The sequence below is a fragment of the Dyella silvatica genome (assembly GCF_026283955.1).
GTDB classification, from domain to species: Bacteria; Pseudomonadota; Gammaproteobacteria; order Xanthomonadales; family Rhodanobacteraceae; genus Dyella_C; species Dyella_C silvatica.
Window position 1 is genome coordinate 20,852 of sequence record NZ_JAPDPE010000038.1, and the last position, 18,775, is coordinate 39,626.

At 61.5% G+C, this 18,775-nt stretch carries 16 protein-coding genes and 1 pseudogene; 8 read left to right on the plus strand and 9 right to left on the minus strand.

From position 1 onward, the window contains the following. Positions 1-90 precede the first annotated feature (90 nt). The 4 genes from OUZ52_RS09590 to OUZ52_RS09605 all read left to right on the plus strand — a co-directional run bounded on the left by OUZ52_RS09590 (position 91) and on the right by OUZ52_RS09605 (position 5,331). Entirely contained in the window at positions 91-351 is a 261-nt protein-coding gene (locus tag OUZ52_RS09590; protein WP_266158164.1) for a WGR domain-containing protein, read from the plus strand. A gap of 1 nt (position 352) precedes the next feature. Continuing rightward, a complete protein-coding gene (hemE, locus tag OUZ52_RS09595; RefSeq protein WP_266158165.1) occupies positions 353-1,441 on the plus strand; it encodes a uroporphyrinogen decarboxylase in 1,089 nt (362 codons plus the stop codon). Positions 1,442-1,560: 119 nt separating this feature from the next. Beyond that, positions 1,561-2,346, plus strand: a complete 786-nt coding sequence (locus OUZ52_RS09600) for a DUF4328 domain-containing protein (RefSeq protein ID WP_266158166.1) — start codon at positions 1,561-1,563, stop codon at positions 2,344-2,346. A gap of 153 nt (positions 2,347-2,499) precedes the next feature. After that, the gene (locus OUZ52_RS09605) at positions 2,500-5,331 is read left to right on the plus strand and encodes a valine--tRNA ligase (RefSeq protein WP_266158167.1); all 2,832 of its coding nucleotides are present in this window, start codon (positions 2,500-2,502) and stop codon (positions 5,329-5,331) included. A gap of 584 nt (positions 5,332-5,915) precedes the next feature. On the opposite strand, the gene OUZ52_RS09610 is transcribed toward OUZ52_RS09605, so the two are convergent. From OUZ52_RS09610 to pssA, 4 genes are all read right to left on the minus strand, one after another. After that, the gene (locus tag OUZ52_RS09610) at positions 5,916-6,776 is read right to left on the minus strand and encodes a class I SAM-dependent methyltransferase (RefSeq protein WP_266158168.1); all 861 of its coding nucleotides are present in this window, start codon (positions 6,774-6,776) and stop codon (positions 5,916-5,918) included. Positions 6,777-7,365: 589 nt separating this feature from the next. Continuing rightward, positions 7,366-7,836, minus strand: coding sequence for a ribosomal protein S18-alanine N-acetyltransferase (gene rimI / locus OUZ52_RS09615; RefSeq protein ID WP_266158169.1), 471 nt, complete (start codon positions 7,834-7,836; stop codon positions 7,366-7,368). Between the two features lie 4 nt (positions 7,837-7,840). Further along, on the minus strand, positions 7,841-8,323 hold the full coding sequence (locus OUZ52_RS09620; RefSeq protein WP_266158170.1) for a hypothetical protein: 483 nt from the start codon (positions 8,321-8,323) through the stop codon (positions 7,841-7,843). Next, the gene (gene pssA / locus OUZ52_RS09625; protein ID WP_266158171.1) at positions 8,320-9,096 is read right to left on the minus strand and encodes a CDP-diacylglycerol--serine O-phosphatidyltransferase; all 777 of its coding nucleotides are present in this window, start codon (positions 9,094-9,096) and stop codon (positions 8,320-8,322) included. Before pssA ends, OUZ52_RS09620 begins: the two co-directional genes overlap by 4 nt. A 148-nt stretch (positions 9,097-9,244) precedes the next feature. Here pssA and OUZ52_RS09630 point away from each other — a divergent pair, with 148 nt between their 5' ends. The 3 genes from OUZ52_RS09630 to OUZ52_RS09640 all read left to right on the plus strand — a co-directional run bounded on the left by OUZ52_RS09630 (position 9,245) and on the right by OUZ52_RS09640 (position 12,091). Further along, positions 9,245-9,667 carry a DUF4124 domain-containing protein gene (locus tag OUZ52_RS09630; protein WP_266158172.1) on the plus strand — a complete coding sequence of 141 codons (423 nt, stop codon included), beginning with the start codon at positions 9,245-9,247 and terminating at the stop codon, positions 9,665-9,667. Positions 9,668-9,782: 115 nt separating this feature from the next. Continuing rightward, positions 9,783-11,480, plus strand: a complete 1,698-nt coding sequence (locus tag OUZ52_RS09635; protein ID WP_266158173.1) for a proline--tRNA ligase — start codon at positions 9,783-9,785, stop codon at positions 11,478-11,480. 293 nt (positions 11,481-11,773) lie between these two features. Continuing rightward, entirely contained in the window at positions 11,774-12,091 is a 318-nt protein-coding gene (locus OUZ52_RS09640; protein ID WP_266158174.1) for an H-NS histone family protein, read from the plus strand. Positions 12,092-12,213: 122 nt separating this feature from the next. Here OUZ52_RS09640 and OUZ52_RS09645 read toward each other — a convergent pair whose 3' ends face one another. From OUZ52_RS09645 to OUZ52_RS09665, 5 genes and pseudogenes are all read right to left on the minus strand, one after another. After that, the gene (locus OUZ52_RS09645; RefSeq protein ID WP_266158175.1) at positions 12,214-13,473 is read right to left on the minus strand and encodes a threonine/serine exporter family protein; all 1,260 of its coding nucleotides are present in this window, start codon (positions 13,471-13,473) and stop codon (positions 12,214-12,216) included. Between the two features lie 140 nt (positions 13,474-13,613). Continuing rightward, on the minus strand, positions 13,614-13,988 hold the full coding sequence (locus OUZ52_RS09650) for a hypothetical protein (RefSeq protein WP_266158176.1): 375 nt from the start codon (positions 13,986-13,988) through the stop codon (positions 13,614-13,616). Next, a complete protein-coding gene (locus OUZ52_RS09655) occupies positions 13,985-14,431 on the minus strand; it encodes an NfeD family protein (RefSeq protein WP_266158177.1) in 447 nt (148 codons plus the stop codon). Before OUZ52_RS09655 ends, OUZ52_RS09650 begins: the two co-directional genes overlap by 4 nt. Positions 14,432-14,519: 88 nt before the next feature. Further along, positions 14,520-15,426 (minus strand): annotated as a pseudogene (locus tag OUZ52_RS09660) (SPFH domain-containing protein). A gap of 627 nt (positions 15,427-16,053) precedes the next feature. Then, positions 16,054-17,676 (minus strand): alpha-glucosidase, encoded by a 1,623-nt coding sequence (locus OUZ52_RS09665; protein WP_266158178.1) that lies wholly within the window; start codon positions 17,674-17,676, stop codon positions 16,054-16,056. A gap of 410 nt (positions 17,677-18,086) precedes the next feature. On the opposite strand from OUZ52_RS09665, the gene OUZ52_RS09670 reads away from it, so the two are divergent. Further along, on the plus strand, positions 18,087-18,775 hold a 689-nt coding region (locus tag OUZ52_RS09670), incomplete at its 3' end, for a TonB-dependent receptor plug domain-containing protein (protein WP_266158179.1).

The window sequence follows — 18,775 nt, forward strand, 5'->3', positions numbered from 1 at the left end:
GCCTGCGACATCGGCAGGCTCGCTACTGCTTCGCCGGCCTTCTAGAATGGCCCGTTCGCAGCACCTTGTGCCGCCCTAAAAACCGAGTTCATGCGCACCTACTTGCAAACCGTGCCTGCCGCTAGCGAAGCGCCACGTTATGTCCAGATCGTGCTTGAGCAGGATTTGCTCGGCGGCTGGACGCTTTACCGCGAAAGCGGAGTCCAAGGGGGCCGCGCCACCCTCAAGCGCGACCAATACCTGGAACGCGACGATGCCATTGCCGCGTTCGAGAAGGCGCGCGATGCACAAATCAAACGCGGTTTTCGCGTGATGTTTAGCCAGGGCATGGACGGCCCGCATGGACGTTGATATGACTGATTCAAGCAAGCCCGACGCACTGAAAAACGATCGCTTTCTGCGCGCCCTGCGCCGCGAACCCACCGACACCACGCCCATTTGGGTGATGCGCCAGGCCGGCCGCTATCTGCCGGAGTACCGCGCCACCCGCGAGCGCGCTGGCCACTTCATGGCGCTGGCGCAAAACCCGCAGCTGGCTTGCGAAGTCACCCTGCAGCCGCTGGAGCGCTTCGATCTCGATGCGGCGATTCTGTTCTCCGATATTCTCACCATCCCCGACGCCATGGGCCTGGGGCTGTCGTTCGCCCAGGGCGAAGGCCCGCAGTTCGCCCGGCCGGTACGCAGCAAGGCCGAGATCGAGCGCCTGAGCGTGCCCGACATGGACGGCGAGCTGCGCTACGTGATGGATGCGCTGCGGCTGATCCGCCAGGAGCTGCATGGCAGGGTGCCGCTGATCGGCTTCTCCGGTAGCCCCTGGACCCTGGCCTGCTACATGGTCGAAGGCCAGGGCTCGCGCGATTTCGCCACGCTCAAGGCGATGTGCTGGAACGAACCGGCGCTGGCACACAAGCTGCTCGACACCCTGGCCCGATCGGTAGCGGCTTACCTGATCGCCCAGGCCGCCGCCGGTGCGCAGGCGCTGATGGTGTTCGATACCTGGGGCGGTTTGCTCGGCCCGGCGTCGTTCCGCGAATTCTCGCTGCGCTATATGGCGCAAGTCGTCGACTTGTTGAAAGCCGATGCGCATAGCCGCGAACTGCCGGTCATCCTGTTCTCCAAGGGGGCGCACCGCCAGCTCGCCGCGCTGGCCGACACCGGCTGCACCGGCCTGGGCGTGGACTGGACCATCGATCTCAAGGATGCCCGCGAAGCGGTCGGCGGGCGCGTCTCGCTGCAAGGCAACCTCGACCCTTCGGTGCTGCGCGCCAACCCCGACGTCATTCGCCGCGAAGCCCGTGCCGTGCTCGACAGCTACGGCAACCACCCCGGCCATGTGTTCAATCTCGGCCACGGCATCACTCCCGAAGTCGATCCGGAGCATGTCAAGGTGCTGGTCGATGAAGTGCATGCCTACGGACGCCAATTACGTAGCGCGAACTAGCGCCACCGGCATGGCTTGCGTCACGGCTTCTCTCACGGCTTTTCTAGGGACAAACCGTGACGCATGATGCGCCTACCCGGCAGTGACGCCGGGGGATATCGGCAAGGGGAAGGTCCGTCATGAGCGAGCAGAATCCATACAGCGCACCGGTCAGCGCCTTGAGCGGCGACGGCGTACTGGAGCGCGAGCGCAGCTACCGCTATCAACCACTGGACTCACTTAACCGCCCCCTGCGCGGCTTGCTGATTGCCACCATCGCCATGCTTGGCATCACCATGCTTACCTTGGCCTACCAGTGGTGGACCTTGCAGCGCCTGGTCGACCATCAATACGCGTCAGACTCCATCATGCGCAGCACGGCGCACTTCAGCGACCGGTTGTTTGCCAGTGCCTCCGGCTTTCTCGCCTTGATCCACACCGCCGCCTACATCTTCGGCGGCATGTGGATTTATCGCGCCGCGTGCAACGTGCGCGCACTCGGCGCCCAAGGCCTGGACGACAGCCCGGGCTGGGCGGTGGGTTGGTACTTCATTCCGTTTGCCGGGCTGGTCATGCCCTTTCGCGCCATGCGGCAAATCTGGGCAGGCAGCCTGGCACCGCGGCAGTGGCGAAAACTGCCCACGCCGGGTTTGCTGCGCTGGTGGTGGGGCCTGTGGCTTGGCATCAATCTCTTTGGCATGGTCGTCGGCTTCTTCGTCGCCCGCGCCAAACTGCACAGCTCGGATATCCCGGGCCTGATCCAGGGCGTACAGCTGAGCATGCTCAATTACCTGCTCAGCATCGGCGCCTGCGCGCTGTTCCTCACCGTGGTGACGCGCATGGCGCAGATGCAGGCCAAACAACACCTGGCGATGACCCCGCCGGCATTGCCGGTCAGCAAGTGGCCAGAGCCCTCGATCGCCTGAGCCGCGCCACGATTCAAGGCTGACCCAGCCACGCATCCATGCCGGCCCGGGCGAGCTTGACCCCGGCCGGCGCCGTCTTTTTGGCAGCCTGTGCCCGGCCCCCGTACAATTGCGCTCTTTCGCCGCATTCAGCGCGCCACCGCGAGCCCCCTGATGGACAAGAGTTTCGAGCCCCGCCAAATCGAGTCGAAGTGGTATGCACGCTGGGAAGCCAGCGGCGACTTCCGGCCTACGGGGCATGGCGTGCCGTACAGCATTCTGTTGCCGCCACCGAACGTCACCGGCACCTTGCACATGGGGCATGCATTCCAGCAGACCGTGATGGACATGCTGACCCGCTATCACCATATGCGTGGCTGCAACACGCTATGGCAGGTAGGCACCGATCACGCCGGCATCGCCACGCAGAAAATCGTCGAGAACCAGCTTGCCGTCGAAGGCAAGACGCGCCATGACCTCGGTCGCGAGCCGTTTATCGAGCGCGTCTGGCAGTGGAAAGAAGAATCCGGTTCGACCATCACCAACCAGATGCGCCGCCTCGGTGTCGCCGCCGACTGGTCGCGTGAGCGCTTCACCATGGACGAAGGGCTTTCGTCCGCCGTGCGCAAAGTGTTTATCGACTGGTACCGCGCCGGGCTGATTTACCGCGGCAATCGCCTGGTGAACTGGGACCCGGTGCTGGGCACCGCCGTGTCCGACCTGGAAGTGAACAACGTCGAACGCGACGGCCACATGTGGTCGATCCGCTATCTCACCGCCGATGGCAGCGACAGCCTGGTGGTAGCCACCACGCGTCCGGAAACCATGCTCGGCGACGTTGCCGTGGCCGTGCATCCGGACGACGAGCGCTATCGGCACTTGATCGGCAAGCAACTGCATTTGCCGCTGACTGGTCGCGAGATTCCGATCATTGCCGACGACTACGTCGACAAAGATTTCGGCACCGGCTGCGTCAAGATCACCCCGGCGCACGACTTCAACGACTATGCCATCGGCCAGCGCCACAACCTGACCCCGATCGATATTTTCACCCTCGACGCCAAGGTCAACGACAACGCACCCGAAAAATATCGTGGCCTCGATCGCTACGAGGCACGCAAAGCCGTGCTCGCCGACCTGGAAGCCTCCGGCCTGCTGGTCGAAACCAAGCCGCACAAATTGCAGGTGCCGGTGAGTCAGCGCTCCGATGCGGTGATCGAGCCGATGCTGACCGACCAATGGTTTGTCGACCTTACCTCCGACGTCCAGAAAGATGGACGTCCAGGCGGCCGCAAGGCGATTACCGAACCGGCGCTGGATGCGGTCCGTTCCGGCGAAATCAAATTCGTTCCGGATAACTGGAGCACCACCTATACGCAATGGCTGGACAACATCCAGGACTGGTGCATCAGCCGCCAGCTGTGGTGGGGCCACCGCATTCCGGCGTGGTACGACGAGGCTGGCAATATTTTTGTCGGCGACGACGAAGCCGATGCTCGCGCCCATGCCGGCACCACCCCCGTAGGCGCACTGCGCCAAGACGATGATGTGCTCGACACCTGGTTCAGCTCGGCACTGTGGCCGTTCTCGACCATGGGCTGGCCCGCCAACGGCCCGGTGAAAAACGAAAAAGGCGAGATCGTCGCCAACTGGGAAAACGACAAGGTTTTCCTGCCCAGCGCGGTGCTAGTCACCGGCTTCGACATCATCTTCTTCTGGGTTGCCCGCATGGTCATGGCAACCAAATATTTCACCGGCCTGGCACCCTTCCGCGAGGTGTACATCAACGCCATCGTGCGCGATGCCGAAGGCCAGAAGATGTCCAAATCCAAGGGCAATACGCTCGATCCACTGGATTTGATCGACGGCATCGAACGCGAGCCGCTGGTGGAAAAATCGACCAAGTCGCTGCTGATTCCGCAGGTGCGCGAGAAGGTCGAAAAACGCATCCGCAAGGATTACCCCGACGGCATTCCAGCGATCGGCACCGACGCACTGCGCTTCACCTTTGCGGCACTGGCCAGCTACAGCCGCACGATCAACTTCGACATCAAGCGCGCCGAGGGCTACAAGGCGTTTTGCAACAAGCTGTGGAATGCCGCCCGCTTCGTGTTGATGAACCTGCCCGAAGGCGAAATCCCCGCACCGGCCGGCGCCCCCGTGACCGAAGCCGAACGCTGGATCCTCACCCGCCTCAAGCAAACCCTGGTTGAAGTCGAGCAATACTTCGTCACTTATCGCTTCGATCTGCTGGCGCAGACGCTTTACGAATTCACCTGGAACGAATACTGCGACTGGTTCCTGGAACTGTCCAAACCCGCCTTGAACGGCGACGACAGCGCCGCTGTCGCCTCGACCCGGCACACCTTGCTGGTGGTGCTGGAAACCGTGTTGCGCGCGTTGCATCCGTTGATCCCCTTTATCACCGAGGAAATCTGGCAGGCGGTCGGCCCCAAGCTGGGCCTGTCCAGCGCAAGCAATCTGCTGCAACGCCCCTGGCCGGATGCTGCGTCCATTCCCACCGACGATGCGGCCAGCGCCGAAATCGAATGGTTCAAGAATGTACTCAGCGGCGTCCGCCGCATCCGTGCGGAAATGAACATCGCGCCCGGCAAAACTATTCCGTTGCTGCTGGCCGATGGCGATGCCAACGATCGCCTGCGTGTCGCCAAGTTTGCTACGCAGATCAGCTTTCTCGCTCGCGTCGAGGCGCCGCAATGGATTGAATCCGGCGCGAACGAACCTTCCGCGGCGGCGGCGGTGGTGGGTTCGTTACGGGTGTTGATTCCGCTGGAGGGCTTGATCGATCTTGCTGCCGAAAAAGCGCGATTGGCTAAGGAGATCGGCCGCATCGAAACGGAAATCAAGAAGTGCGAGGGCAAGCTTGGCAATGCCAATTTCGTGGCTAATGCGCCGGCGGAGGTGGTGACGCAAGAGCGTCAGCGTATTACGGATTGGAATGTGCAGCTTTCGGCGTTGCGCGAGCAGGCGCAGAAGTTGGGGTGATGCCTATGGGCGGGGGCTGTTTTTTGTGCCTCCGCTTTTTTAGGTGTTGCGCGCTGGCTCGTGATGTCGCGAGCTGGTCGCCTGCGGCGGGCTTTCTCGCTTGCTTGCAGTGATAGCGCGAACTGGTTCGCCTGCGGCGGGCTTTCGCTTATGGGTGAGATATCGCGAGCTGGCTCGCCTGCGGCGGGCTTTCGAACTCCTGCCGGAGTCCGAGTCACTTTCTCTTGCGTGGCCAAGAGAAAGTAACCAAAGAGAAAGCCACCCCCATGCCGCGCTCTCCGGGCATCCTGCCCTACGAGTGCGTGAGGCTGGGTCGGGCTTTTCGACAGGGCTCCTGCCCTGGCAAAAAGGCATCGACATCCGTGTCGATGCCCCTGCAGGCCTGTCGTCCCAGCCTCACCGCGGCAAAGGGGGCCCAAGAGCAGCGCGCGTCGTGCGCGCACTCGGGTGCGACTGCATGCAGTCGCTGAGGTGGTGGGGTTTGGTGTTATCAGGCGGCGCTGCTTTGCTTCCTCCCCTGCTGGCAGGGGAGGGTTAGGCGGGGTTTGAGCTTGTCGCACACATTTACTTTCGCGGCTTTGCGATTAAGTCGTTGCCAGCAGGAACGACTCGCCGTTTGCCGGTGGTCGAAGGCCATCGGTTCGATGGCTGAAGTAGCGTTGGGCAAGGTCGGCCGAGGAGACGTGGCGGCTTTGGCGAAAGCCGGCTTGGCGGGCTAGCTCAAGCATGTCGGGCGGGCTGAAGAAGCTGAGAAAAGGGGTGCCAGATGCGCGCGCGGATTTTTCCACGGCTTGCTGCTGCGAGCGCTCGCTGGATGGGGCGAGTTCGGCGGGCAGCAGAAAGGTCATGGCCAGGGTGGAGCCCTGGGCGAGGGTGGCGATCTGGCGCAGGGTGGCTGCAATGGCCTCCCTGGTCAGGTACATGCTGACACCGGCGGAGGCCACCAGCGCTGGCCGACTCGCGTTGAAGCCGGCGGCGACCAGCCTCTCTAGCCAGGATTCGCCTGCTTCAAAGTCGACAGGAACAAGCTGTAGCCGCTCGGGGATACCGAAGCCGAGCTCGATCAGGCGCTGCCGTTTCCAGGCTTGCGTGCCGGGTTGATCGATCTCGAAAACCCGCAGCTTGGCGGCTATTTCTGGCCGGCGCTGGACAAAGGTATCCAGGCCAGCGCCGAGAATGACGTACTGGTCGACGCCGTGGCTGTTCTGTTCGGCGACCAGATCCTCGATAAAGCGAGCACGGGCCACGATGCCTGCGCGAAAGCCGCTGGTGGCTTGTGCGTCCATGTCCGGGCGTTGCCGCCAGCCTTCGTCCGGGGCCGCCAACTGCAGGCCGATTTCATCCTCGATCACATGCGGTGGCGCATCGACCTGGGCATGCATAGCCCGCCACAACGCCACCCGCACTGCCGTACTGTCAGCCGCCACGATGAGCTTGTCTGGCATGATTTTCTCTGCTTTGGGGGAAAGGGAGTGGCGTCATCCCATCACAGCAAATCTGGTCGATCAAGCCTGAGCGGCGTGATTCGTGGCGGTGGCCGGATGGCGATTGGAGGCGGTGCATGTCCAACCTGGCCGCAAGCCTTCACCCCCTCCCAGCCTCCCCCTACAAGTAGGGGGAGGGGCAAACGAGGCAAGCCTGAAGCGCACACCGCACGCTGCTCTTGATGTTGCCCTTGCTCTCGCTTTTGACGTCCGGGGCCCCTGTGCGTCGGTGAGGGCTGGACGACAAGGCCCGCAGGGGGCTCGGCAGGGACGCCGAGTCCTTTTCGCCAGGGCAGGAGCCCTGTCGAAAAGCCCGGCCAGCCCTCACGCACCCGAAGGGCGACAAGCGGGGATGGCCTTCTCTTGGGTTACTTTCTCTTGGCCACGCAAGAGAAAGTGACTCGCCCTCCGGCAGGAGGACGAAACCCCGCCGCAGGCGACAACCTAGCGACTCAACCGCAAACAAGCGATCAGCCGATCACCCACAACAACCACCGAAGCGACATGGCATCGCCCCTAAGCCCCCTTCCAACCACAAAACCCCCACCACTCAAGACGCCAACAACTCCAACGCCATCACGATAGCGTCCTCCCGCCCCTGCTTGGCCGGATAATAATTCGGCCGCCGCCCAATCTCGTTAAAGCCAACCGACTCATACAAAACCTTGGCAATCGGATTCGACGGCCGCACCTCCAGAAACACCCGCTCCGCCCCATTCCAGCGCGCGATATCCAGCAACCGGCGCAGCAAATGCCGCCCCAAGCCCATGCCGCGATAAGCCTCGCCGATGCACAGATTCAGCACATGCGCCTCACCCGCCGCCACCGACAGAATGCCGTAGCCGGCGATCAAGCCATCCACGCACAGCACCCAGCAAGGGTGGCCCGCTTTCAAGCAATCGCCGAAGATGCCCGGCGTCCAGGGAAAATCGTAAGAGGCCGCTTCCAGCGCGCTGACCTCGGGCAAATCCTCGCGGCGCATGGCACGTACCTGGCTTTGCGGGCGGGCGACGGCGGCCACGCGGTTAGCTTCCCGCCACCGCCAGAGCACGGCGCAGACTGCGCAACGCACTCCATAAACGCCGCTTGCCCACGGCCGAGCTCAGGACCTCGCCAGGCTCGTCGGCCAGCACGATATGCGCGCGATTAAGCACCTCGGCCGATAACTCACGGCCCAGCGCATGCGCCTGCGCTTGACCAAACACCAAATAGGCCCGTGCCTCGGGCACGTTGAGCAGACGCCCGTCAGCGACCTCGATGCGAGCCGCCCGCGCCAACGAAGGACCATAGGCACATAGCGCCCGGCCGAGTAGATCCAGCGCTCGCGGCAAGCCACCGGCAGGCAGCAAGACCACGCACTCGCCAGCCGGCGCCGCCGCTATCGACGGCGCCTCGATAAGTGCCTGCGCAACCGCTGCCTGACGGCGCACCCAGGGCGTGACGCCCAGCGCGCGCAGCAAGCGGGCGCGATGCGCCTGCCCCGCCACGACCGGTTGCGCGGCACTCATCCGTTGCCTCGGCGACGGCGACGCGTTGCCAGGCCCCACAGGGTCACCACCGGGCCGGAAAGCATGTAAAGCACCGAGACCGCCAGCAATACCCGCGGCGGATCGACAAAAAACGGCACCAACACCAGCACCGCGACAATCATCCACAAAAAGGGCACCCGGTCGCGCTCACCCATCGGCAGCGACTTGAAGCTGAAATAACGAAAGCGGCTAACCATCAGCAAACCGACCACCACCGCGATCACCGGCATGACAAAGCAAAACTCTTCGCCAATGGCGCCGGCTTTATCCATGCTCCAGACGAAAGACATGCATACCGCGGCGGCCGCCGGGCTGGCCAGGCCCTGGAAATACTGCTTATCGATCACCGCGACCTGGGTATTGAAGCGGGCCAGCCGCAAGGCAGCACAGGCCGCATAGATAAAGGCGGCCGCCCAGCCGATCTTGCCCCAGGTCGGGCCGTAGTCCTTCAGGCTGGACAACGACCAGGTGTACATCACCAAGGACGGCGCCAAGCCAAAACTGATCAGGTCGGAGAGCGAGTCATATTGCACCCCGAACTCACTCTGAGTGCCGGTAAGCCGGGCCACCCGGCCATCCATGCCATCGAGCACAGCCGCGACGAACACCGCGATGGCCGCCTCGCTATAGCTGCCGCCAATACTGGCGACAATGGCGTAAAAACCGGCAAACATGGCGCCGGTGGTAAACAAATTGGGCAGCAGGTAAATGCCCCGATGCCGCGGCGTGCGAACTGGCGTGCTGTCGCTCATGAATCAATCCGTGACGGGATGCGCGAAGTGTAAACCATTGGGCGCTTGAGTCCGGTTGCCCGGGAGGTGTTAACTAGCGTGCCGTTATTCCTGGCCGTCTGGCCTACCGCCCGGCCTACTTGATCTGATCCACTTACCGGAGAACACCATGCGTCGTCCGCTGATCGCCGTCGCGCTGCTTTTGCTGGCGCCACTGGCTACCGCCCAGGTCTACAAATGGACCGATAGCAGCGGCACCGTGCACTACTCCCAAGAAGCCCCGCCGGCGGGTATCCGCGCTCAAACCGTGCGAGTCACCGGCTCGGCGATGCCCTTGACGACACCGGTTTCATCCGCCGAAAACGCCTCGCCGGACCCCGCACCAAACACCTCGTCGCAACCGCCAGTGGCCGATACCCCCGAAAATCGCCGCAAACTGTGCAATACGCTGCAAGCCAATATTGAGATGCTCAAAGGTAGCGCGCCACTGATCACCCAGGATGGCAAGCAGCAAAAGATCATGGACGACGCCGGCCGCAAGCAACAAAGAGCCGCCGCCGAAGCCCAATATCAGCAGACTTGCGCCGGATAAACGCTCCATCCGCTCCCCCGTCGCCACGCCGCGCCGGGGGAGTTGCAACCCATAGCAAAGAGCTTGCGCGATCTACTGGCTATAATCGACGTCTTTACACGCCGGATTCAGCCACATGCGCCTTAGCCAATTCCACTTGGCCACCGTCAAGGAAGTCCCCGCCGACGCCGAAATCGCCAGCCACCGGCTGATGCTGCGGGCAGGCATGGTTCGCAAGCTCGCCTCCGGCCTGTACACGTGGAGCCCGCTGGGCCTGCGCGTATTGCGAAAAGTCGAAGCCATCGTGCGCGAGGAAATGAATCGCGCGGGCGCCATCGAAATGCTGATGCCGTCAGTGCAGCCCAAAGAGCTGTGGGAAGAAACCGGGCGCTGGGAGAAATTCGGCGGCCAGTTGCTGAAGATCAAGGACCGCAAAGAGCAAGAGTTCTGCTACGGCCCCACCCACGAAGAAGTCATCACCGATTTCGCGCGCAACGAGCTGAAAAGCTATAAACAGCTGCCGATCAATTTCTACCAGATTCAAACCAAGTTCCGCGACGAAATACGTCCGCGTTTCGGCGTGATGCGCGCGCGCGAATTCCTGATGAAAGATGCCTACTCCTTTCACCTCACCGCAGAATCGCTAAGCGAAACCTACGAGGTGATGTACCAGGCCTATGTCCGCATCTTCACCCGGCTCGGCTTGAAATTTCGCGCGGTGCAAGCCGACACCGGCGCCATCGGCGGCAACGCCAGCCACGAATTTCAGGTCTTGGCGGATTCAGGCGAAGACGCCATCGCGTTTTCCGACGGCTCCGATTACGCCGCCAATATCGAGAAGGCCGAAGCACTGGCCCCCGCTGTCGAGCGCTCGGCTCCGGCGGCCAGCCTGCAGCGTGTGGACACGCCACGCGTGCGCACCGTAGACGACGTCACCACCCATTTCAGCGTCACGCCTGACCGCGTCATCAAAACCGTGCTGGTGCGCGGCGTAAACGGCCTGGTGGCGTTGTGCCTGCGTGGCGACCACGAGATCAACGAAGTCAAAGCCGGCAAATTGGCCGAACTCCCCGGCGATTCGGTGCTGGCCAGCGAAGAGGAAATCCTCGCGGCCACCGGCACTCGCCCCGGTTTCATCGGCCCTGTCGGCCTGCCCGACAGCATCCCGGTCATCGTCGATCGCAGCGCCGCGCTATTGGCCGATTTCATCTGCGGCGGCAATGCCAACGACACCCACTACAACGGCGCCAACTGGGATCGCGATGCACGCATCAGCCGCGTCGAAGATTTGCGCAAGGTCGTCGAAGGCGACCGCTCCCCCGATGGCAAAGGCATCTTGCATCTGGCCCGCGGCATTGAAGTCGGCCACGTATTCCAGCTCGGCCAGAAATACGCCGAGGCACTGAAAGCCACCGTGCCCGATGACCAGGGCAAGGCCCAGGTCATGTACATGGGCTGCTACGGCATCGGTGTAAGCCGCATCGTCGCCGCTGCGATTGAACAGCGACATGACGAAGCCGGCGTGATCTGGCCCGAGGCCATGGCGCCCTGGCGTATCGCGGTTTGCATTATCAATCCGAAAAACTCACCCGCCGTGGTCGACGCCGCCGAAGCGCTGTACCAGCAATTATCGGAACGCGGCATCGAGGCGGTACTCGACGATCGCGGCCTGCGCCCGGGCTCCATGCTGGCCGATATGGAGTTAATCGGCATTCCCCATCGCGTCGTCGTCAGTGAACGCGGCCTCGCCGCCGGCACCCTGGAATATCGCGCCCGCAATGAAACAGAAAATCGCGCCATCGACACCAATGAACTATGGGCTCTACTCGGTTAATCAGCGCCACTAAATCCAGTAGCGCTGGGTAAAAGAAAATGGCCGCGCAATGCGGCCATTTTCTTTCCTGAAAGCCGCCGATAAATACCGTCAAATCCATACCGCATTTGGCAAATGATTAGCACCGAATCAACCGCCGTGACGGCGCCGGGAACCATTCTTTCGATCCGTTGTATATCAAGTACTTTGCAATCAAGCAGAGGATCGGAGAGAATCACGCCTGCAATAAGGCAGTATTCGTTCACAATAATTACAATTGCAACACTTTGTTGAACTCACCCGGGAGTCCAAACATGGCAGTCGATATCAAAAATCTCAATCATAAGCAGCTCAATGAGCTGATCAGCAAAGCACAGATCCGCCAGGAAGATATCCGCAAGGAAAGCGTAAGCAAGCTGCGCGAGAAGATTCAAGCTCTCGTCAAGGCCGAAGGCTTTAGCCTTGAAGACATCTTCGGCCGCGGCAAAGCCCGTAAATCGGGCGGTGTGGTCCCCCCCAAGTACCGTAATCCAGCGGATCCTGCACAGACCTGGTCCGGCCGCGGCAAGCGTCCGCACTGGTTCAACAATGCATTGAAAGCTGGCAAGAAAGAAAAAGATCTGCTGATCTGATCTTTCAAGCAACATCGTTTAATAAAACGCCGGCTCTATGCCGGCGTTTTTATATCCAGGGTAGCTACCAACCGATGGCCGGCCGGCACAGTGCCCCGATTCGTAGGAACATAGCGAATAGGCTATAGCGAGCGGCGCGGCGCAATCAGCAAATCGCCGAACATCAGCCCCGCCACCAGCGAAACCAGCAGGGTAATCATTAGCAAACTGGTATCCATCCCCAGTGTGGTATCGCGCTCCAAGAGATAGGAAACACTGCGAAAACCGACACTGCCCGGCACCAGCAGAATGATCCCCGGCTCGCGAATCACCGCGCCCGGACGATGCGCAAAACGCGCATAGCCATTGGCCAGCGCGCTCAACAGCAAACCACCGAGAAATACGCCAAACGGTGCTTTGGGCAAGCTGCCGGAGATGGCGCCACCCCAGCGTGTGGTCAAATAACCCAGCACCACCGCCGCCATCACGATAAGCCAATCCCGCCTGGCGGCGCGAAACGCAATCGCAAAAGCAAAAGCGCCCAATAACAGGGCGACGTTATCCATCCAAGCGGGCAACGGCGCCATGGCAAAATCGCGCGCCTGAATACCCGCGGCCTCGCATAATTGAGTTGCAGCCACAGTACCAAACGTTAGTTTGAGTAATGTGGATACGGCTCCGCCCATTCGCGCCATACCAGCAACCAGATGCTGACTGGTGATTTCACGCACCGCCGTCGTCAATGCCATGCCCGGTAACAGGACGATCAGCCCGGCCAATACCACCGACTTAATCGCCAATGGCACCACAAAAGCACTGACCATAATCGCCACCGTGGTGGCGACCATCGCACTGATCGCTTCGCTGGCCACGGCTAATCGGGGACGCGTACCGGATAACACGGTAATGCTGCCGATAATCAAGCCGATAATGCCCGCCGTAATCAGATCGGCCCAACCGCTGTGCAGCAGCAAGGCCACGATGCTGGCGGCGGCCAGACCATAGCTGGCAATCACCCCGGCCTGGGCACGGCGCGTATCGGGCACGCCCAAGGCGCGTAACAGGCGAGAACCCTCCCGCAGATCCAGCTGGCCGTCGATCACCCGGTCGGCGATGGCATCGGCCTCGCACAGCCGCGCCAGGTTGATCTCCCCCGGCGGCAGCCGCATCACCTGAGTCACCTGGGCGATACCGTCTTCACCCTGCGCCAGGTCGGTAAACGAAATGATGACCGCCGTCGGGCTGGACCAGACATCCGCCGACAGGCCGATGCGCTGGGCAGCGCCGGCCACGGCCATTTCCAGGCGTGGCGCGGCAGCGCCGTACTGATGTAACCGGCGCGCCAGTTCGAGCAGAAATGCCAGACGGGTATTGAGCGCGGCAGTGGCGAATTGATTACTCATACCCGCCCAAATCGACACCCATGCGGGCCATCTGCACGGCGAGCCAGGCGCATGGCTTGGAGAAAGATAAATACATGACGGCCATTCTTACCTGGAATCACGAGACTTGAATACGCGCAGCCTAGCTGCCTTTCGCTTGATTACCAGTAATTCAAACGGCAGTTGTCCGACCCGCCTGACAGCCACGAGACCAAGGCACCCAGCGCCAACAGCGAAACCACCGAGAACAGACACCAGCGCCATAGCTGCCCACGAGGCCGGGCAAACCAGGTCGCCGCCGACGCTATCGCGGCGGCAACCACCAAACCGATCAGCGATACCGGCCAGCCATAGAAGACCAACACCAGCAGTACAAACAAACTCCAGCCCAGTGCCCCATCGCCGGAAGACGCTGTGCAGATCGGCAAAAACCATCCCACCATCGCGCCATAAACCAACGCCAGCATCCAGACCACGACCAACAGGAACCTGCCCATCCAACGCAGCAAGCGCGACCACCCGGAAAGCTGCGTCATGCGGCGCGCACCTTCAGCGTCGTGCCATCCACGGCAATCACTTCCACCGTGCTGCCCACCGGTAGATCCGGCCCGCTGACCAGCCATTGGCCGTCGCCCACGCGCGCCCTGCCCCGCCCATTGACGATCGCCTCGATCAGCACATAACGCTGACCGATCAGCCGCTCACCGCGGCGATTGAGATGCGCGTCACCCGGCTCGCTGCGTTGCAGCTTGGGCCGCAGCCCATACCAATAGGCCGCACATGACAAAAACGCCAGCACGACAAAAGCCACCGCCTGCAGCGGCATCGACAAATCGGGGGCAAGCAGCATCAACAGCCCGGTGACGGCGGCGGCAATGCCGATCCACAACATGAAATAACCCGGCAGCATCACTTCGGCCGCAATCAACAGCAGCGCGAGCATCCACCACAGGTAATGGGTTGCAACAGAGAACAGCATGGACGGCTCCAAAAGTTGGCGCATGGCAAGCATACAAACACTTGCGTTACCCCTCCCCTGGCAAGCACCAGGGGAAGGGCGATGCCCATCACCCCACCGGCGGCGGCGTGCGGCGGCCGGTGCTGGCTTTATCCAGCTGCTGCTGGTTCAACGAGTCCTTGGCCAACTCCGCGATGCCGGCGAGTGAACCGAGAATGCCGGTGGTTTCCATCGGCAACAGCAACATTTTCTGATTCGGCGAATGCATTGACGTTGCCACTGGCGATCGCATCGGAGACCAACTGGGTCGCCTTGGCCTCGGCCACGGCCAAGCGAATGCGCGCTTCGGCCTCGCGAAAAGCCGCCTCTTTCTTACCATCGGCGGCAAGAATCGCCGACTGCTTCTCACCATCGGCCTTGAGCACGGCGGCCTGACGAAAACCCTCCGCCTCCAGAATATTCGCGCGCTTCTCACGCTCAGCCTTCATCTGCCGAGCCATCGAGTCGATCAAATCGCGCGGTGGCGCGATGTCCTTGATCTCGATCCGATTGACCTTGACACCCCACGGGTGCGTCGCCTCATCCACCACGTTCAGCAGCTTGGCATTGATCGCATCGCGCTGACTCAGCGACTCATCGAGATCCATCGAGCCAAGCACCGTACGGATATTGGTCATCACCAACGCCAACGAAGCCTGCTCCAGATTAGAGACCTCATACGCCGCCTTGGAAGCATCCAGGATCTGATAAAACACCACGCCATCGACCCGCACCACGGCGTTGTCCTTGGTGATGACATCCTGGCTGGGCACATCCAACACCAGCTCCATCATGTTCATCTTGCGACCGATGTTGTAGATGAACGGAATAAGAAAATGCAGCCCCGGCGACAAGGTGCGGGTGTACTTACCAAAACGCTCCACCGTCCATTCGTACCCCTGGGGCACGATCCGCACCAGCTTAGCCAGCACGATGATCGCGACAATAACGAAGACCAACGCGAGAATTTGACCCATGACACCCTTCCATTTGTGTAGACCCCTGGAAGTATAGGTGTAGCGCTTCAAATCTGCGGAAAGCCCCCCGCGCGACGCGATTGCAGTGAAATAACCGTTTTTTTCAGCTGCAAAGCCCCCAGGCCACACTCCGTGCTACCGCTCTCATGCCTCGCCAAAACATCACTCCCTCCCCTGTTTACAGGGGAGGGCTGGGGAGGGGGCAACCTAGCCGCAAGCCCTCACCCCCTCCCAGCCTCCCCCTACAAGTAGGGGGAGGGGCAAAGCCGCAAGGCCGAGAATCGACGCGACACCGCACGCTGCTCTTGATGCTGCCTTTGCTCTCGCTCTTGCCCTTGACCTTCGGGGCCCCTGTGCGTCGGTGAGGGCTGGACGATCAGGCCCGCAGGGGCATGGGCAGGGACGCCCATGCCTTTTCGCCAGGGCAGGAGCCCTGTCGAAAAGCCCGGCCAACCCTCACGCACCCGTAGGGCGACGCAACGGGGTGGCTTTTCTCTTTGGTTACTTTCTCTTTGGCCACCCAAAGAGAAAGTGACTCGGGCTCCGGCAGGAGTTCGAAAGCCCGCGGCAGGCGAGCCAGTTCGCGACAAAACAACCAACAAGCACCACCCGCAAAACGCCAAAAAATCACTCCACCCGAGCAAACAAAACCCCAAACCCAGGCAACCTCAACCGCCCCCCATCCAATACCCCCTGCGCCAACCCGTGCCCCTGCAAACACACCACCTCTCCCACCACCGGCACAGCCAAATCCACCACCCGCTCCGCCAGATTAAACGCCACCAACACCGACTCCCCCGCCAACGACCGCGTAAAAGCCAACACCGGCTCCGGCGTATCCAGAAACGCAATATCGCCCCAACGCAAGGCCGGCTGATCCCGACGCCACTGCATGAAAGCGCGAAAATGATTCAACACCGAAGCTGGATCACGCTCCTGCTGCGCCACCGCCAACGCACGATGCTCATCAGGTACCGGAAGCCACGGCGCCGCGGCGCTGAAACCGGCATGCACACCATCATCCCAAGGCATCGGCGTACGACATCCATCACGCCCTTTAAAGCTGGGCCAGAAGGCAATGCCGTAAGGGTCCTGCAGGGCCTCGAAAGGCACCTCGGCTTCACTCAAGCCCAGCTCTTCGCCCTGATAAATACACACCGAACCGCGCAATGAGCACAGCATCGCGGTAAGCATGCTGGCCCACGCCGCAGGCGGTGCCTGCCCTGCGCGCCCCCAGCGCGTCACCACCCGCTTTACATCATGATTAGAGATCGCCCAGCACGGCCAGCCCTCGGTCATCTGCGACTCCAGGTTTTGCACCGTGTCGCGAATGTAGCCGGCACTGAAATCATCGGTCAGCAATTCAAAGCTGTAACCCATGTGCAGGCGCTGATCGCAGGTGTACTCGGCCATCGTGGCAAGTGAATCTTCTGACGAGATCTCGCCCAGCGCGGCAACCTCGGGATAGCGATCCATCAAGGCGCGCAAATCGGCCAGAAACGACAAATTCTCAGGCTGGGTGTTGTTGTACCAGTGGCACTGGAAGGCATACGGATTATCGGCGCTGAAGCCACGCCCCACCCGCGACTCGACCGGCTTGGCCGGGTTATCGCGCAATTGCCGGTCGTGAAAACAGAAGTTGATCGCGTCCAGGCGCAAGCCATCCACGCCGCGGTCCAGCCAAAACTTCACGTTGTCCAACACCGCACGGCGCACGTCCGGGTGATGAAAATTCAGATCCGGCTGTGAGGACAAAAAGTTATGCAGGTAATACTGCTTGCGCCGCGGCTCCCAGCGCCAGGCGCTGCCGCCAAACAGCGACAGCCAGTTATTCGGCGGGGTACCGTCTGCTTGCGCATCCACCCACACATACCAGTCGGCTTTCGGGTTATCGCGGCTTTCGCGGCTTTCGCGAAACCACGCATGCTCATTCGAGGTGTGGCTAAGCACCTGGTCGATCATCACCTTCAGGCCCAGGCCATGCGCCTTGGCCAGCAACCGGTCGAAATCGGCCAGGCTGCCGAATAACGGATCGACATCACGATAATCGGCAATGTCATAGCCAAAATCAGCCATCGGCGAACGGAAAAACGGCGCCACCCAGATCGCGTCGACACCGAGACTGGCGACATAGTCGAGACGCTGAATAATCCCCGGCAAGTCGCCTACGCCATCGCCATTGGTATCGAGAAAACTGCGGGGATAGATCTGATAGATGACCGCGCTGCGCCACCAAGGGGCGTCACTCATAAGCTTTCGTCCAGGGATGCTCTCGATATGGCGGCCGCGTTGTTACACGTTTATCCGGCCTCCGCGTGCTGGGCAGCTTAATCGGAGGCTGCAACAGAGCCGGCGCCACTGCATACGTATTCATTTCGGCAGTCATTGCGCTGCAACACATCCATCAGCGCCGACGGAGCGCCAAGCCGGCTCGAAATCAGCTGATCCACCGGCATCGGCCAGCGACTTTTAGCTGCATGACAGCAGCAATGAATACGTATGCATAAAACGGTACGCGCGCGGCCCGGCCCACCTACCATGACTGCCACCTGAGGTGGTCGCCGTCGACCATCCATGCCGCTGTGCCGCTACTCAAAAAAACGCTGGCAGGTGACGGTCGCCCTAGCCATATAAAGCTGTAACCCGGGGAGGGGAAAACGGTGACGCTTAAACTCAATGTGTTCGCTCTGGCCATGGTTTCGGCCGGCCTTTGCTTTACCGCCGGTCTGCAAGCGGCACCTGTTGCGACGGACGCACCGGCAGCCCCCGCGGCAACGGCAGCAGCCGCGCAGACATCCGCGCCGCAAGACGACACCGGCAAAAGCACTACAGACAAACCCAAGAAAACCACCGAACAGGATGCCCTGGCCAAGAGCCTGTCCGCGGTGACCGTCACCGGTTACAGCAACAGCGTCGAAAAATCGATCGACTACCAGCGCTACGCCGACACCATCCAGAACGTGATCACCGCTGCCGACATCGGTGGCCTGCCCGATCAATCCATCGCCGACTCGCTTACCCACCTGCCCGGCGTATCCGCCGAACGCATCGCCGGCCAGGCTTCGCAGATCAATATCCGCGGCCTCTCCGGCAACTTTATCCAGACCACCCTGGACGGTCGCGAACAGCCGTCGACCAGCGGCAGCAACTACATCCAGTTCGATCAATACCCGTCCGAGCTGATCAACATGGCGACGGTGTACAAATCCTCGCAGGCGTCGCTGATCACCGGCGGCGTCGGCGGCACCATCGGCCTGCAAACCGCCAACCCGCTGGACAACAGCAAACAGCAGTCGTTGAACGTCGACGCACGCGGCAGCTACAACGGCCAGGCGCATGATGTTACCGG

Excerpts from the sequence above, each read along its gene's own strand:
- OUZ52_RS09645 (WP_266158175.1), bottom strand. The coding sequence starts at position 13,473 with ATGAGTAATCAATTCGCCACTGCCGCGCTCAATACCCGTCTGGCATTT.
- hemE (WP_266158165.1), top strand. The coding sequence starts at position 353 with ATGACTGATTCAAGCAAGCCCGACGCACTGAAAAACGATCGCTTTCTG.
- OUZ52_RS09655 (WP_266158177.1), bottom strand. The coding sequence starts at position 14,431 with ATGCTGTTCTCTGTTGCAACCCATTACCTGTGGTGGATGCTCGCGCTG.
- OUZ52_RS09650 (WP_266158176.1), bottom strand. The coding sequence starts at position 13,988 with ATGACGCAGCTTTCCGGGTGGTCGCGCTTGCTGCGTTGGATGGGCAGG.
- OUZ52_RS09635 (WP_266158173.1), top strand. The coding sequence starts at position 9,783 with ATGCGCCTTAGCCAATTCCACTTGGCCACCGTCAAGGAAGTCCCCGCC.
- OUZ52_RS09630 (WP_266158172.1), top strand. The coding sequence starts at position 9,245 with ATGCGTCGTCCGCTGATCGCCGTCGCGCTGCTTTTGCTGGCGCCACTG.
- OUZ52_RS09640 (WP_266158174.1), top strand. The coding sequence starts at position 11,774 with ATGGCAGTCGATATCAAAAATCTCAATCATAAGCAGCTCAATGAGCTG.
- pssA (WP_266158171.1), bottom strand. The coding sequence starts at position 9,096 with ATGAGCGACAGCACGCCAGTTCGCACGCCGCGGCATCGGGGCATTTAC.
- OUZ52_RS09605 (WP_266158167.1), top strand. The coding sequence starts at position 2,500 with ATGGACAAGAGTTTCGAGCCCCGCCAAATCGAGTCGAAGTGGTATGCA.
- OUZ52_RS09600 (WP_266158166.1), top strand. The coding sequence starts at position 1,561 with ATGAGCGAGCAGAATCCATACAGCGCACCGGTCAGCGCCTTGAGCGGC.
- OUZ52_RS09590 (WP_266158164.1), top strand. The coding sequence starts at position 91 with ATGCGCACCTACTTGCAAACCGTGCCTGCCGCTAGCGAAGCGCCACGT.
- OUZ52_RS09620 (WP_266158170.1), bottom strand. The coding sequence starts at position 8,323 with ATGAGTGCCGCGCAACCGGTCGTGGCGGGGCAGGCGCATCGCGCCCGC.
- OUZ52_RS09665 (WP_266158178.1), bottom strand. The coding sequence starts at position 17,676 with ATGAGTGACGCCCCTTGGTGGCGCAGCGCGGTCATCTATCAGATCTAT.
- OUZ52_RS09610 (WP_266158168.1), bottom strand. The coding sequence starts at position 6,776 with ATGCCAGACAAGCTCATCGTGGCGGCTGACAGTACGGCAGTGCGGGTG.